8 protein-coding genes are annotated in these 15,079 nt (G+C 62.6%); 1 reads left to right on the top strand and 7 read right to left on the bottom strand.

All coding sequences use genetic code 11. The features are described 5' to 3' along the window. Positions 1-49: 49 nt before the first annotated feature. The 6 genes from FE782_RS12690 to FE782_RS12665 all read right to left on the bottom strand — a co-directional run bounded on the left by FE782_RS12690 (position 50) and on the right by FE782_RS12665 (position 13,574). Positions 50-2,584: a CBM96 family carbohydrate-binding protein gene (locus tag FE782_RS12690; protein WP_138194474.1), complete on the bottom strand. Its 2,535-nt coding sequence runs from the start codon at positions 2,582-2,584 to the stop codon at positions 50-52. Then, positions 2,581-4,659, bottom strand: a complete 2,079-nt coding sequence (locus FE782_RS12685) for a cohesin domain-containing protein (RefSeq protein ID WP_138194473.1) — start codon at positions 4,657-4,659, stop codon at positions 2,581-2,583. The genes FE782_RS12690 and FE782_RS12685 overlap by 4 nt, the downstream gene beginning before the upstream one ends. Further along, positions 4,656-5,882 (bottom strand): polysaccharide pyruvyl transferase family protein, encoded by a 1,227-nt coding sequence (locus FE782_RS12680; RefSeq protein ID WP_138194472.1) that lies wholly within the window; start codon positions 5,880-5,882, stop codon positions 4,656-4,658. Before FE782_RS12680 ends, FE782_RS12685 begins: the two co-directional genes overlap by 4 nt. A gap of 755 nt (positions 5,883-6,637) precedes the next feature. After that, positions 6,638-11,395: a CBM96 family carbohydrate-binding protein gene (locus FE782_RS12675; protein WP_138194471.1), complete on the bottom strand. Its 4,758-nt coding sequence runs from the start codon at positions 11,393-11,395 to the stop codon at positions 6,638-6,640. Positions 11,396-11,678: 283 nt separating this feature from the next. Beyond that, positions 11,679-12,176: a GNAT family N-acetyltransferase gene (locus FE782_RS12670; RefSeq protein ID WP_138194470.1), complete on the bottom strand. Its 498-nt coding sequence runs from the start codon at positions 12,174-12,176 to the stop codon at positions 11,679-11,681. Between the two features lie 315 nt (positions 12,177-12,491). Next, the gene (locus FE782_RS12665; RefSeq protein WP_158299369.1) at positions 12,492-13,574 is read right to left on the bottom strand and encodes a DUF3048 domain-containing protein; all 1,083 of its coding nucleotides are present in this window, start codon (positions 13,572-13,574) and stop codon (positions 12,492-12,494) included. Positions 13,575-13,791: 217 nt separating this feature from the next. Between FE782_RS12665 and FE782_RS12660 the strand changes: the two genes are divergently transcribed. Then, positions 13,792-14,277: an SRPBCC family protein gene (locus FE782_RS12660; RefSeq protein WP_138194468.1), complete on the top strand. Its 486-nt coding sequence runs from the start codon at positions 13,792-13,794 to the stop codon at positions 14,275-14,277. 92 nt (positions 14,278-14,369) lie between these two features. Here FE782_RS12660 and FE782_RS12655 read toward each other — a convergent pair whose 3' ends face one another. After that, complete coding sequence (locus FE782_RS12655) at positions 14,370-15,032, bottom strand: Crp/Fnr family transcriptional regulator (protein ID WP_138194467.1); 663 nt, start codon at positions 15,030-15,032, stop codon at positions 14,370-14,372. Positions 15,033-15,079 lie beyond the last annotated feature (47 nt).

Here is a 15,079-nt window from a genome sequence, read left to right as displayed (position 1 = left end):
CCGGTGTAAATGTGCAACCTGTGCAGCGATGCGCAAATGATGACGCGCCTCAGTCGCCGCGCCCCGTCGCGGCTCCGTAATGGACGAGCAGCCGGTCTACGTCGGCCCGGTCGATCCGGCCGTCGCGGTTCAAGTCAAGGAGAGGGTTGAAGTCGACGGAGCTGCTCCGGTTCCCGTACGCCGCGGCGATCAAACGGAGGTCCGACAGATCGATGCGGTCGTCGCCGTTAAGATCCCCGAGCTTCAGCTCCCCTAACGACCCGACGTCGACATCCGCCTGCTCCACCGTCACGTCCGCCGATATCCGCTTCAGATAGGCGGCTTTCGTAAACGCGAGCTCGTACGCGCCGGGCGGCACGGCATACAGCGCGAAGTTCCCGGCCGCGTCCGTTACCGCTCGTTTCGCTTCGAGACCGTCGACCGACAGCCGCACGACGATGCCGCCGTGATCGGCGGCTCCTTCCAGCGCGACGCGGCCGAAGACGGTCGTCGCGTACCGCTCCGTCCGCATCGCGACGGCTTCCGACAAGGGGGATTCGTAACGCCCCCGCTTCGCCTTCAAACGGTAATAGTACCTGGCGTCCAACGCCAGGCCCTCGTCTTCGAACGCGGTCTCGGCGACCTCGGCGACAAGCGCGTAGCCGTCCTCAGGCTGAAGCGATCTGTACAGCTCATAAGACGTCGCGAAAGGCACCGCCTCCCAAGCCAACGCCAACGCATCCCCTTTGTTCAACGTCTCGCGCAGCCCCATCGGGGCCGCCAGCTCCAGAGGCGGGGTCGACGCTAGCACCGGTTGTCCGGACAACGCGTCGCCTCCGGGACCGATGGCGTCGACGCGATATTCGTAGCTCGTTCCGAATTCCACGCTCGCATCGTTCGCGTACACCGTCCCGTTTTCGACATAGGTCCCTGCATGCAGCGGGGCGAACTGCGCTTCCCCCTCCGACTTCCGGTACACTCGATATTTCGCCGCGCCTGCAACCACGGGCCAGCCGAGCGTCACGTTCGTCCCGGTCGCTTCGAGCACCGCAGGCGCGGGCGGCTCGAGCGGAGGCACGCGATCCGGAATGACGTAGTCGATCGTCAGGCCGGGCCCGTTCGGGCTTTCCTTCGTGCCGAAGTACGCGTAGCCCTGCGACCGCTGCGCATCCAAGCCGCCCAGCAGCATGATCGTCAGCTCCCGCTCGTGGTTGGCGAAGCGCTGCCGGATATAAGGCGTGACGTCGATCTCGTACCAAGCGTTCGTCGGGACGCCGGCGAGCGCGTTCACGCTGCCGATCAGCTCCTTCCCTTCCTCGCTCGGCACGTCGAACGCGGTAATGTCCGCTTCGCTCCATGCGTTGTCTCGGATCGCGTACAGCCCGACCATCGAGCCCCCGCTCTGGACGTCCCTCAAGTACAGACGGAGCGTCGCTTTCCGAACGTCCGTAACTCCGACCAGCGCCCCCAGGTCGAACTTCGCGTAGCCGACCCGCTTCCAGAACGCGGCGTTGTGACGTACGATCATCTCTTGCCGGTTCCCGAAATTCAAGTACGCGTTCTCGTTCGCTTGATTGATATATGCGTCGTCCGTCGGCGCGAACGACGCCGACGTCTCGTCTCCCGGGCCGAGGAACGGCGGCACGGTCACGACCAAGACGTCGCTCTCCGCGGAGGAGCCGTCCTCGGAATAGGCCGTTACCTTATAACCGTAAACCCGGTCCGATTGCACCGTCGAATCGTCGAAGTACACCCCGTCCTCCATCGAGCGCAAGGCGCCGTCGAGGGCGACGAATGCGCCTTCCTCATAGACGGAACGGCTGACCGTGTAATGCGCCGCGCGAGCGGCGGCCGCCCATTTGAGCGTAATCGTCGGAGGCGACGGTTCGATCCCCGCCAATACGACCGTCGGCTTCGCCGGCGGCCCGCCGGCCGTCCCGCCCTCCGAATAGACGGCCTCGATCGTCGGCCGATTCGCCGATTCGGACGATCCGAAATAGGCGAATCCCTGACCCGCCGTAGCCGACGACTCGGCGTAGGAGAAGTTCTTCAGCATCACCGTCGCGGCCGTCTCTCCGTCTTGAAGCCGCTCGTTCAAGTACGCCGCAATATCGTATTCGATCCAGGCGCCCACGGCGTTCGTGCCGGACGTATTGAACGCATAGCGTCCAAGCAGCGTCCGCCCTTCCTCGCTCGGCCTGCGGAACGTGCCGTCCTCGTTCGTCAGATGCACCGTGTCGTCCGACCAATCGTTATCTGTCAAGCCGAACGCCCCCACGTCGCCCATGCCCTCGGTGCGGATCAGATACACCTTGAAGGTTGCGTGTTCTACCGTCATTCCCGCCAAATTCGACAGGTCGAATTTCAAATATGAAACCCGTTCGTACCCGCCGCCGTTGTACCGAGACACCAAGGTCGGGCTAGCGGATTGGTTGCTGTCGCGGTAAGCGAACGTATCCTCGGTCGGAACGATCGTCGCCGTCAGACGCTCCGCGGCTTCCGTCCGGGCAGGTGCATAGGACAATAAACTTCCTAGTAGGAAAAGGATCGCAAGCCCGCAATACAGCCAACGGGATCTCGATCGCATCGTCACGCTTCCGTTCACTGCCGCTCCCCCCTCTCGTTCGCGGCCGGCGGCGTTCGCCGGAACTCCGGAGCGAACTGCCGATTCCCGGCGTCGACGAAGCGAAGCTCCTCGAGGACGATGCCGAGATCCTTCTTCTCCCTTAGCAGCTCGAATTCGACCTGATACAGCTTCGTGTTTTTCCCGCTCGCCGTCGTCGTCGCCGTATACCCTGTCGAGACGCCGGAGAAGCGGATCGTTCCGCTCGCCTCGTCCGCCTCGTCGATCGCGACGAGGTCGAGGCCGGGCAAGAGATGCCCTATGCGTCTTTCGCCGTTCGCGGCGACGATCTTCAGGACCGCCGGATCGTAGCGCAGCGTCAGCTCCATTCCCGCCGCCTGCCGCACCTCGTCCGCTTCGATGACGGCGAAGAATCGCTCGCCGACCTTCAGCGAGGCGGGATGGCCGACGGGCGCCTTCGCGTCGGAGCCGCGGTACAGTCGGACGTCCGCGTTGTACGCGCGGCCGGGTTCATTTTCGAACATAGCCTTGTACAGTCCTATCAGATAATCGTAACCGATCCGCGGCGCGTTATAGGCGCGAATGACCGGAAACTCCCGCTCGGCGATCGCTTTATCGTCTTCGGTGGCGACGCGGTCGTATTCGACGTCGTAATATCTCCATTCGCCGTTGGTCGTATCGGTCACTAGCTTCCTATAGTCGTAGGAAAAGTACCCGTGCGTCCCCTTGTAGACGATGTCCGTCATCCCGACGCGAATGCGGCGCTCCACCTCCGCCACCTCCTCCGGCTTCGACTGCGACGGCCACAAGTCCGGATCGTTCCGGCTGAGCGCCTTCAGCACGAAGGACGTCGGCAGCATCGGCAGCAAGCCCTCGAGCACATAATTGTGGTTGCTTCGCTCGCCGTTGCTTCCCGCATCGTACTCGAACGCCATGCCGATCTCGCCCCGGTTCGGCAGTCGCTCCCGCGCGTGCGGATCGACGACTCGACCGGTCAGCTTCCGCTCCAGCCGATTCGGATCGCCCCAAGTCGCCCCGCCGGCGTATGGAATCGGTTCCCCGGCGTCCATCTCCACTTCGCCGACCGGATGCTGGAAGAAAAACTTCGCCGTCTCCCGAAACATCGGCCAGGATTCGTAAGGCGTGACGATTCTCTGATCCAAGGGGATGGTTCCGCGATCCTTGACCTGCTGCCAATCCTGGATCGGATGGCTCGCGCCGGACACGTAGCCGGGCTCGGTATGGAAGCGCTCGTCGAACGTCGTCGTGTCGATGCCGAGATAGAAGTCCTTCACTTGCCCGTAGCTCCATTGATCGTAGATGTTCCATAACCCGTTCGCATGAAGCTCCGCCAAGAACGCCTCGTACGCCGCTTCGTCGGGAATCGTGGTCGTCAGCGCCTCGTTCACCGCCTCGAGAGAGCCGTGATACAGCAGCGCAAGCTGATACACCGCGTTGTAGCTCTCCCAGTGGTTCGGGTTGGAATAGATGCCCCCCGCTTGCCCGGTCGCGTGCGTCTTGGCGTCGTTCGCGGGATTCATAATAAAGTTGGACGAAATGAGCTGCGCCTTCATCATCAGGTCGATCCGCCGTTTGGCGTCCTCGGGAATCGCGTCCCACACCTCGGGCATATGCTTCGCGAGCACGATCGTCTGATAGGCGGCCGCGTAGTGCCAATTCGCCGTGATGCCGCCCGCGCTGGGCGGCTCGTTCCTTGCCCCGGGCTTTACTATAAACTCGATCCGCTTGCGGACCTCTTCCGTTACGTTGTACTCGAGAATCGTCTCGTTCGGATAATAGAAAGCATAGAACAACAGGTACAACAGCGCCGCGTTCGCGTCGTACGTTTCGACGTAGCCGCCGTCGAATTGATAATTCGGCTCCGTCGGCGGCGTCATGAATTTATATTTTAAGTAGGGCTCCTGCAGCGCCGACAGCAGCAGGTGCTGATCGAACACGGGAAGCGCTTGTTGCTGCTCCGCGGCGTGAGGCGCCCGCTCGGCTGCGACGGCCGTGTTCTGCGGGGCCGGGAGGATCGCCGCGGCCAGCAAGGCGAGCGCCGCGGCTCCTTTCACCGTTTTCGTCCATGCGCTCATTCGGCCTCCCCCTTCCCCGCTCGCGAGACGCTCGCCAGGACGGCCTCCTCCAGCGTCTCCATCATGGCCCGCTGCCGCTCCCGCACGTAGACGAGCGCTTCCGCCGCTCGCGCCTTCGCGCGTTCCGGATGCCGGGCCATCTCCAGCACCGCCGGCACGATCCGCCGCGCCTCGTCCTCGTTGTCCAGATCGAAGAGCCAGTCGCGGAGTCCGATATCGCGCCACATCCAGCCCTTCACGGTTTGTTCGGCCCAACGGCATACGATCGCCGGCACTCCGTGCGCGACGCATAGAATCGGGGAATGCATCTCGTTTCCGAACAGCCCGGCGGAACGGACGTATACGCTTATCGCCTCGTCGGTCGACCAGAAGTTCGGCCGCCATACGACCTTGGAGCGCACATCGTCGGGGAGCTTGTCGTACAGCATCTCTTTCCCGACCGCGACCTGCGTTCGATCCTCCGGGCAAATCAGCACCTTAAGGCCCGTCTCCCGGACGACGGCTAGAATCGCTTCGCGCAGCTGCGCGTGATCATGCTCCTTCATCGCTTCGTTGCGCGCATGCTTCGTTGCGTCGAAGGGGGAATTCCGGATCGTCCAATAGGGCGTATATCGCAGCTTCGGAATGCAGCAGAGGAAGGCGCCCGGGACGAGACCGTTCGCTTCCAAGAATCGCTCCGCCCTCTCGTCGTCCCGCACGTCGCACGAGAATGCCGCGTCGGGGCCGAATTCCATGATCGGACAAGCTACCCCCGCGGCCTTCGCACGCTCGAGCGACACCGTATCGCGGAAATAGACGAATTCCGCCTCGCTCAGCAGCTCCGTCACCGCCGGGTCGTCGTCGTACGAGATGCCGAACACCCCGTACGGCTTCCCCGTTCGCTTGCGGAACGCGGCGACGTCGTCGCTCGCCACAAGCCATGGGCCGGATCCATGCAGCAGGAAATCGCAGGAGGCGATCGCTTCCTCGAGCTCCGGTCCTTCGACTCGCCCGTCTTCGCCGATCCTCCCCTTGACGATCCGAAGCCGCGGAAACCGCCGATGCTCCATCGCGGCTACCTCGTCGGTCAGGTCGTCCGACGCCCACAGAATGACTTCCGCCTCGGGAAAGCGGCGTTCGATCAAGGCCAACGCGCCCGGCGTATGCGCGATGTCTCCGATGTTCACCACTTGCCACGAAGATCGCAGCAGGATAATCGGTGCGCGCCTCACTCGGCTGTGCATTGCTTCATTCCCCCGTTCTCAATGAATTCATCGTTCGCTCCATGCGTGTTCGCCCTTCACTATACCGCAGCGACCGCCGGCCCGTAGATGCGCAAGTAGCGTCATCGATTCGCATCCCATGACATTCCGCGATGCGCAATCGATGCAAGCATGCGCAATTACGCCTGCCGCCGGACGGCGCATTAGAAAAACTCGTCTGGAGACGAGTCCCTAAGCTTCGAGCGTTTGCATCATGCGATTCAGGAGGACGGTAGGCACCTCCGGATCACTCCGGATCTCTGTGAACCGTAAAGAAAATGTGCTGTCGGGCTGCCTACGGTAAAAATTCTTAACGGTAGCTGCCCTTAAGACGGATAAACCGAAGGCGAGGCGCGGAAGGCAGGCGGCGGGACGCGGACCGAGTCCGATGGGGGGGTTGGCGCATGCGAACCGTAAAGAAAATGTGCTGTCGGGCTGCCAACCGTAAAAATTCTTAACGGTAGCTGCCCCTAAGTCGGATAAACCGAAGGCGAGGCGCCAAAGGCAGGCGGTATGGCGTCGAGTTCGCGCAACATGAGCAAAACCGGCCGCAATCGTTCAGCTGAGCGAAGGTCAATCCAGGAGAAGGAGCGCGGGAACAAGCGCGCTTCCTCCTCATGGAATGCTTCAAACTTATATACCTTTTGATTTGTCAACGAAAGCGCGGGCCGCCCCCTGGACGACCCGCGCCTATTCCGCTTCGATCGGTATGATGACGGTCCCGATCCGCTGTCCGTTTACGCGCCTTGCAGCTGCGACGCCCAGAACGCCAACGTCTCCGCTTGAGACGCCGTCAGCTTGACGCCGCTCAGCGCGGCGAGTTGGTCCTTATACGCCTGCAGGAGCGCGTCGGCTTCCGCGGCGTCGCCCCGCGCAAGCGCCTCTTCGGCGTTCGCCAGCTTCTTCGTCAGCGCCTCGGCGATGCCGCCCGCGCCCGGCGCGCCTGTCGCCGCGACGAACCGCTCGGTGAGCGCGATCAATCCGTCCGTCGTCGCCGCGACGACGAACCTCGTCTCGATCGTCCGCGTATGGCCGGCCGCATCCGTCGCTTCCGCCGTCGCCGTATGCTCGCCCGGCGAGAGCTCGTAAGCCTCGGCTTCGACGAGCGGGGACGCGCAGGACGACGACGCGATGCCGGACAGCGCGTCGGACGCTTCGCAGACGATCCGCACGAACGCGTCGATCGTCGCGACGGGCCATCCATCGGAAGGGTTCCCGGGTTCGATTCCGTACGTCGACACCGTCACCGTCGGCGCCTCCGTATCGACCATCACCCGTACGGCGTCCGCCGCCTCCCCGCCGGCGACGCGGTACTCGACGTCGTATATGCCGTCCGTGAAGACGACCGGACCGGTGTACGGCGCGAAGCCGCCCGTCGGCGGCGTCGAGCCGTCGGTCGACCGCTCGGCCGCGATCCGTACCTCCGCCGCGTCCGGCGGCAGCAGCGTCAGCGTGACCGGACTCGCGTACCAGCCTTCTCGGCCGTCGGGCGCTTCCGGACTCCAGACGGCTTCGACCGTTGCGCTCGGCGTCAGCACGAGGTACGGACTGTAGGTCGCGTGTTCGCGGCTCCGCACGCTTACGGCGTACCGGTTCCCGGCCGGGGCGACGTGCCGCAGCGCGACATCCAACCGGCCGCCTTCGGCCGCTTCGACGGCTTCGACCGGCAGCTCGATCGCCCGCCATTGGAAGACGTCGTCGATGTCGACGGACGCGAGCTTCTCCAAGACCGTCGGGCGGGTGTTCCATGTGACGGTATTCTCCTGCCACTCGCCTTCCAGGGCGTGGACGTCGATGCTATGACCCGTCGCTCCCGCGCCGGTGCCTTGATCCGAGACCGAGGCGTAAATATATAGCGTCGCCGCCTCCAGCGGACCGTCGATCGCGCCGACGTCGAACGCGAGATACGCCTCCCGGGCAAAGTCGACATTCGCATCCTGCTTGAGCGTCATGCCCGACGTCGTCCCATATCGGTCGTCTCCGTACGACCCGCCCCGGACGAACGCATCCGCGACGGGCATCCTCGTGTTCGGGTCGGCGACCTTCACCGTCAGACGGTCGTATTTCAAGCGGCGATCCGTTGTCTCGACGACGACGTACAGCGTCGCTTCGCCGGCGCCGACGAACGTAAGCTCGCCGGCGGCGCCGACCGCCGCGACCGACTCGTCGCTGCTGCCGTAACGCACCTGCGCCTGCGCCAGATCGGCTTCGCCGCCGTCCGACAGGACGCCGGTCACGCCGAGCCGCCCCGACTCCCCGACCGCGGGCCGATCGTATTTGGCCGTCAACGCGACGCGTTCCAGGACGGGCGCCCTCGTCTCGAACGCCGGCCAGACCCCGGCCTCCGTATGGAGGCGCGCCTCGGTGATACTCATCCATTGGTTGGAGCTGTTGCCGTATCCGACGATGCGGACGTAGCGGGCTTCGACGGCCGGGAACGCATGAGCCTCCAGCTCGAGCGATATCCCGTTGCTCGACCCGGCGTACGCTTCCGTCCACGTCTCCCCGTCCTCCGACGCAAGCACGGTAAAGTCGAAGCTCCTGACGTCGCCTTGATACCAGGCAAGCGACACGCCGTCGATCGACGTCGATTCGCCAAGATCGTACTGCACCCATTGCCCGTAGCCCTGCGCGGAGAAGAACGTCGTCAAGTCGTCGTCGATCGTATGCTCCGGCGGGAACGTCCCCTGAATGCTAGCCGTCACGACCGGCCCTTCTTCCGAAGCAGCTTCCCTTTGAAAATGCACCTCGTACCTCGTCGTCGGCCCCCCGGCGCGAGACACGAGGATCGTCGCCGTTCCGTCCGGCGTCGATGCTTGCTCGACGTCGACCGTATCCGACGGCGCGGCGGCCGTCGCGGTCACCGTCGGCGCCGCCGCCGTTCCCTCTGCCAGCGGGACGTCATACGTGAACGCCCCCGGCGCGAACGCATCCAGCGGAATGCCGTCGAGCGCGATGCCGCTAAGCGTCGGCACGGCTTCATGCGAGACGGCCCACGCGGCGAGCGGCGTCGCGGCCGTCGGTTCCGCGGCGGGCGCTCCGTCGCGCAGCGGGGTGAACTGGACCGCCAGCCGCAGGTCCGTCACGCCTTCCATATGAATCGCCAGCTTCCGAACGCTGTTGTTCGCCGATTGCTGCGGATCGGGCGACGTCCAGAGCGGCTCCGCATCCATGATCGTGAACGCCGCCCCGGAGGCGGGGGATATAATGCGAGCCAGCATCCGTTCGCCGGCGATCGTCAGAATCGCGCTTCTGCCGTCCGCCGCCGCCTCGACGTTCGCCGGCGTATGCATGAACCACCAGACGTCCGCCGGCTCGTCGGCTTGCAGCTCGTCTTGAACGAGCACTTGACGTCGATGGTCGAACAGCGAGATGCCCCGCTGCCAGGACGTCGCGCCGACATGCGCGTACGCCTCGGACAGCTCGGCGACCGCGAACGCCTCGGTCGGTCCGCTCTCGAACCGGACGATCTTCCCCGTCGCCAGCGGATCTTGATCGTCTCCGGCGCCCGGATTGACGACCAGCGTGTTCTGCCCTTCCGCGCGCTTGCGATAATACGTCCAGCGCTGCCCGTTCGGGCCGGCGCTCCAATACCCCGGCGAACCGTAGTCCTCCGAGCCGAGCTCGGACGCCCACCGGAGGCCCAACGCATCGAGCACGAACGTCCCGAGGTCGAGATCCCCGTGATTGAACGCATTGTCGCCGGCCTTCCATCCGACGTACAACGCGTCGGATTGGTCCCACGCGCTGCGGAACGACGCCGCTTCGGACCGTCGGAACAGCTTATCCAAGGGCAGTCCGGCTTCCCGTGGGCCGAGGGCCGCGCCGGGTTCGTACCAGAGCAGCTGCGTCGGCGCAGCGCTCGCGCTGCCTTCCCCCCACCAAGCATACTCCGGCCGGTCGTACGTTTGGGCGAACCAGAACATCTCCGCCGGACGCTGAGCGCTCGCGGAGGCGTCGTAGTAGTTGAAGGTGAGTCCGGACGGTCCCGTCATATAAATCGGGAACGAGCCGGTGTCCGCCAGACCCGGCGTCTCCGTCAAACCGAACGTCTCGCCGACCGCCGTCTGCAAGGAAGCCAAATACGGCACGAAATACCGGTTGGCGTAAGCCCAGTACATGACCCCTTCCGGATACGCGCCGTCCGGCGCGTATTCGCCGAGCGCTCGCGGGATCGAGGCGAGTCCGGCCTGCAGAATCGCCTCCGCCAGCTCCGGCTCCTCGTCGCCGATCGCCAGCGCGCCGATGGCGAGTCCGCCGTTGCACACGAGATTCCAGTTGTTCGTCGTCGACACCCACCACGCCCCGGATCGGTAGGCGTTCAGGCCCGGCGTCAAGCCCAGCTCGACGATCGCCTCGCGAATCGCGTCCTTCCGCTCCGGCGACCAGTAGTCGTACGCCCAGTCGTAGCCGATCGCGAACGCGTGCGTCATCTCGGCCGTGCTAAGGAAGCTCTCCGGGTTCCAGTCCGGGAAGGCGGCCGCCGCCTCCAGCTCCGTCCACAGCCGCTCCGCGTACTTCGCGTCGCCTTCGATCCGGTACGCGAGCGCCAATGCGTAGGTCCGGCCCAACACTTGCCGGCTCACGTTCAACAGCGTGCGGCCGTCGGGGAAGCCGTATTCCGAGGGCGCTTCGCCGAGGAACCGCTCCGCGTCCGACCGGATCTTCCCGTACCACTCGGCGGAACGCGGGTCGGCCCCGATCCGCGCCGCGAGCGCGGCGAAGTCGTCCGCCGTCGCCATCAGGCGCGGATGCGCGGGCGACAGCTTGCGGACGATCGCGTTCGCTTCCGTCTCCGTCATCGCGCCCGTCATGACGACGTTGTCCAAATACAGCCTCTCTCCCGGCTGCACGCTGGTCGTAAACCGAAGCGTTACCGGCTTCGACAAGTCGATATCAGCGTGCAGCGGTACGCCGCTTTGAATCGGGTAGCCGTTCAGATAGGATGTGAACGTCCGCCCCGCCGCGTCGATCTCGATCTTCGCGTCGACGTACGCATTCCTGTCGAAGACGACCCCTTCCGGCGGAGTCGGCACCAAGCCGTTGCCGTCGAGCAGCAGCAACCGAGTCACGGGCGGCGTCTGCCCTTCGCCGCGCAGCTCCAGCATGAATCGATGACCCAGCGTCTTCATTTGGAATTCGACGGTCAACGTCTCCCGGCCCGCGAAATCGATGCGCTTCTCGACCCGCGGTCCGCCGCCGCCCGTCGCCGTTTCGACCCGCGCGTATTCCAGCGCCTTGCCGCCGTTGTCTTCGACGACCGTTAACGGCGACTCCGCGCTTCGGGCCGCGGCCGTCCACGCGTCGGGATCTCCCGCGTTCACGACCGGCGGGGAACCGACGGCATCGTTTTCGAAATCGTACCGGAAAAGCTCCGTCTCCCCCTCCCCCGTTGCGGCCGCCGCTTCGACAGACGCCGTCCCGGGCGGCAGCAGGCTGAACGCCATGCAGACGGCCAACCAAACCGCCGTCCCTCGAATGAGTGCTCTCTTCATAGATTTCCCTCCTTAATAAATGATCACGTTAACTGTAAGCACTTACAAATCCGCGTGCGCTGACCTCTTCCCGATCCCCCCCTCTCCCGAATCGTCGCAACGTGCGTGCGATATGGAGGATTATAGGGAACGCTTCTCCCCCGTGTACATGTTCAAAACTCGATTCCGATGCGCAATCGATGATCTTCCTCCGTTTTTCCCCGAGTTCAGTCATCGGTGAAAAGACAAGAGCCCAGGCCTTAGTTGGCCTGGGCTCTTGCCCGCATTTCGATTCCTATTGAGGTTAGGCGAGCGTTGTTGTCGCAGCGGCGACCTTCCCCGAATTCGGACTCCATTCCATGGAGAGATAAGGGAAGTGTTCCCGATAGGGCTGGAAACCAAGGCGTTGGTAGAAACGCATGGCCGGGTTATACAATTCTACCTGTAGGCGGATCGGCTTCCCGGTCGGAGCAACGAGTTTCTGCAGCCCTCGGACCAGCACCGATCCGATCCCCCTGCCTCGATAAGGCTTAATCAGGGATACATCGACGAGTTGAACCGCGAGCGCGCTCTCCGACGTCAGGATCCGGCCGACCGGCACGTCTCCCTCCTTCACGATGTCATGCCGTACTCCTGATTGGTTCGCATAGGTCGCTTGCTGCGTCCGAAATTCCACCCACATCAGCGTCTGCATCTCCGACTGGCTCCACCCCGAACCGGCGTATTCGGCGAGTCGGACGCTGACGAATAATTCGAATAGGAACGCTTCGTCCTCGACTCCCGCCGGCGACAACGATATCATGAGCCACCTTCACCTTCGCTTTCCGACAATCGTTCGTTTTCGTTCCTTACGACAGTATATAAGAACGAACTGAACAATTTCTGAAACTATGGCGAAGATTGGAAAAGCGGTCTTGCATGTCAGCTAGAATCTCCCATTTGCAAGTTCGATGAGACGCGAAAGTGCAGCAGCCGAATACCTGCAAGGCTGCAGGATATTCGGCTGCATTCGGCTCATTGCCGGCGTTTACATGTAAGGATGCAAGCAATCGGCTTTGCGCGACACGCAAGAGGGCGCGAACTGCATTGTTGCAATTCGCGCCCCTTCTTCTTCCCTCTAGGTCCCCGCTCCGAACGTCACCTTCGACAGGTCCGGCACGATCTGCACCCACGTCTTCCCGGGAAGAAGCGGAATATCCGTAATCGCCCCTTCCTTGTCGTACGCGCGGATGACGCCGTTCTTCAGCTCCCAGACGATATCCCGCTTCAAGCCTGCTTGCAGCAGAACGCCTTTGCCCGGTCCCTGTACGTCCACTTCCCGCCGACCGACGTCGTCGACGATCCGGTGCTTCGCTTGAACGACGAGCACGTTCGTCGCGGACAACCGCGCATCCGTCTTCTTGTCGGTATGCGGTTTCCCCTTCATCGAGCGCAAGTACGTCTTCGTCGCCGCTTCGTATTCGTAGCCGACCTCGTAACCTCCGATATACGGGATGGTAACGCGATCCGCCGGATCGCCCTTCGGCACCGCCGCATCTCCGCCCGCTCCCGGCAGAGCGAACGTCACAACCGGGTCGGTCCACGCCTCGCGGAATTTCTTCTTCTCCGCGCCCTTGCGGATGAGTTCGATGCTCGTGTATAAATTGTGCGGCGCTTTGCGGGACTTGTCCCGCCAATAATAATCGTGATCGCCGTATACTTGGTCGAGATGGTTCAGCTTATGCTTCACCATCAAATTCATCGCCTCTTGGCTCCATCCCGCATGGACGAGAATGCCGTCGACCTCCATGCCTAATTGGACGAAATACGGACGGATGCTGCGCACAGGCCCGATCTCCTCCGACTTCACGCTCTGATAGACGGCAATAAACCTCGTAATATCGCCTTCCGCCAACACTTCGTATACGAGATCCGCTTCATGCAGACCGGTTTGAGGACGCGCGGCGGGCGAATTTTCCACCATCACGACGACGGGGCGATCCGTCAGCAGCTCCTCGGCCGGCAGTCCGGTAAGCGGGTATGTATAAGGCAAGATCGGTTGTTCCGCAACGTCCTCGGACCCCGGCGTCTCGGGGGTCTCGGCGACCGGGTCTTCTTCGATTGGGTCCTCGACGGGCGCGGCGCCGCCCGCGCAGCCCGCGAGCAACGATAAGAGCATCAGCAAGAGCAGGGGTTGTAGCTTGCGTCTTCGTACGTTCATCGTTGTTGGCTCACCTCTCCGGCAGTTGTATCCCATTATTGTAAACGAGGAGCACGCCGTTGTAACGACTTTTATGCGAAACGAGATCGGTTCGTGTCGATTTCCGGGGAAATAACGTACCGTTGTCGGAAAATGATTTTGTATATTCCTTTGCAGGAATATTTGAAGTATGATACACTCGCTTCAAGAACGAAGTACAGGAACTGGAGGGAACTTGATGTCGGTATTTAATACGGAAGCCTACGTAGAACAGCAGGAGATCGTCGTGAAGCGAACGTTCCGCGCGCCTCGCGAGCTCGTGTTCGACGCGTTCACGGATCCGAACCATCTCGCGATGTGGTGGGGGCCGATCGGCTTCTCCACGACGACGAGCCGATTCGAAGCCCGGACGAACGGGCAATGGGAGTACGTGATGCACGGTCCCGACGGCACGGCGTATCCGAACCTGATCACCTATCGGGAGGTCGTTCGTCCCGAACGGCTCGTCTACTCGCATGGCGAGCCCGGGGACGAAGAGCAGTTCCGCGTGACGGTGACGCTCGAGGATCGGAACGGCGACACGGCGTTATCGATGCATTCGCGATTCCGCTCGGCCGAGCAGCTGAGGCAAGCGGTCGAAAACTACGGCGCGGTCGAAGGCGGCAAGCAGACGATCGCCCGCTTGGCGGAGCTGGTGGAACGGCTCGCCACTTCGAAGAACTAAAGAACGCCGCGGGGCCGCCCTCCAAGTAGATTCCTACTAATCTACTGGAAGGGCAGCCCCGTTTACGTTTAATACAATATACTGTACATCCGCTATACCTTTAATCGGCTTAAGTCCAAAATAAACTCCTTCTCGACGAAGGATAAAATCTGTTTCTCCTGCAGCTCGTGGAACACCTGGAACAGCAGCGGCTTCGTCACCCCGGCCATCTGCGACAGCTCGTCGTAATTGAGGCTGAGCCGGACATGGATCGTCTTCGCGTTCCTACGGCCGTGGGTGCCCGCCAGCTGCAGCAAGTTTTTCATAACCCGCTGCTTCGAATTCAAATACGTTAAATCCTGCACCTGCTGGTTCGTCTCCCGAAGGCGCGCGCTCAATTGCTTAATGATGCCCAGCGTAATTTCGTGATTGTTCTTCAATAGTTGGTTGAAGCTCTTGGCCGACAGCGAGATCAGCTTCGTATCCTCGATCACCTGAGCGGTGGCGGACCGCGGCTTCCCGTCCAGAAGGCTCAGCTCCCCGAAGCAGTCGCCGCGGGTAATGATGGACAAGATTTTGCTTTCGCCGTTCGCGTTGGTCGTGAAGATCTTGATCGACCCCGAGACGACGAAATACAGCAGCGTGCCCACCTCGTTTTCCCGAAACAAGATCGTGCCGGAGGGGTAAGCGTTCGTCACGCACTCATCGGCGATGCTGCGCAGCAGGGGCTCCGCCAAACCGGAGAAGAGCTCCGTCTCCCTCAATAACTCAATCATACAATGCCTCCAGCATAGGAAAATAGACTCATTTCCTATGTTTTCGA

Source organism: Paenibacillus antri, from assembly GCF_005765165.1.
GTDB lineage: Bacteria > Bacillota > Bacilli > Paenibacillales > YIM-B00363 > Paenibacillus_AE > Paenibacillus_AE antri.
Note: the sequence above shows the minus strand (reverse complement) of the source record. Positions and strands in the feature narration are given on the sequence as shown.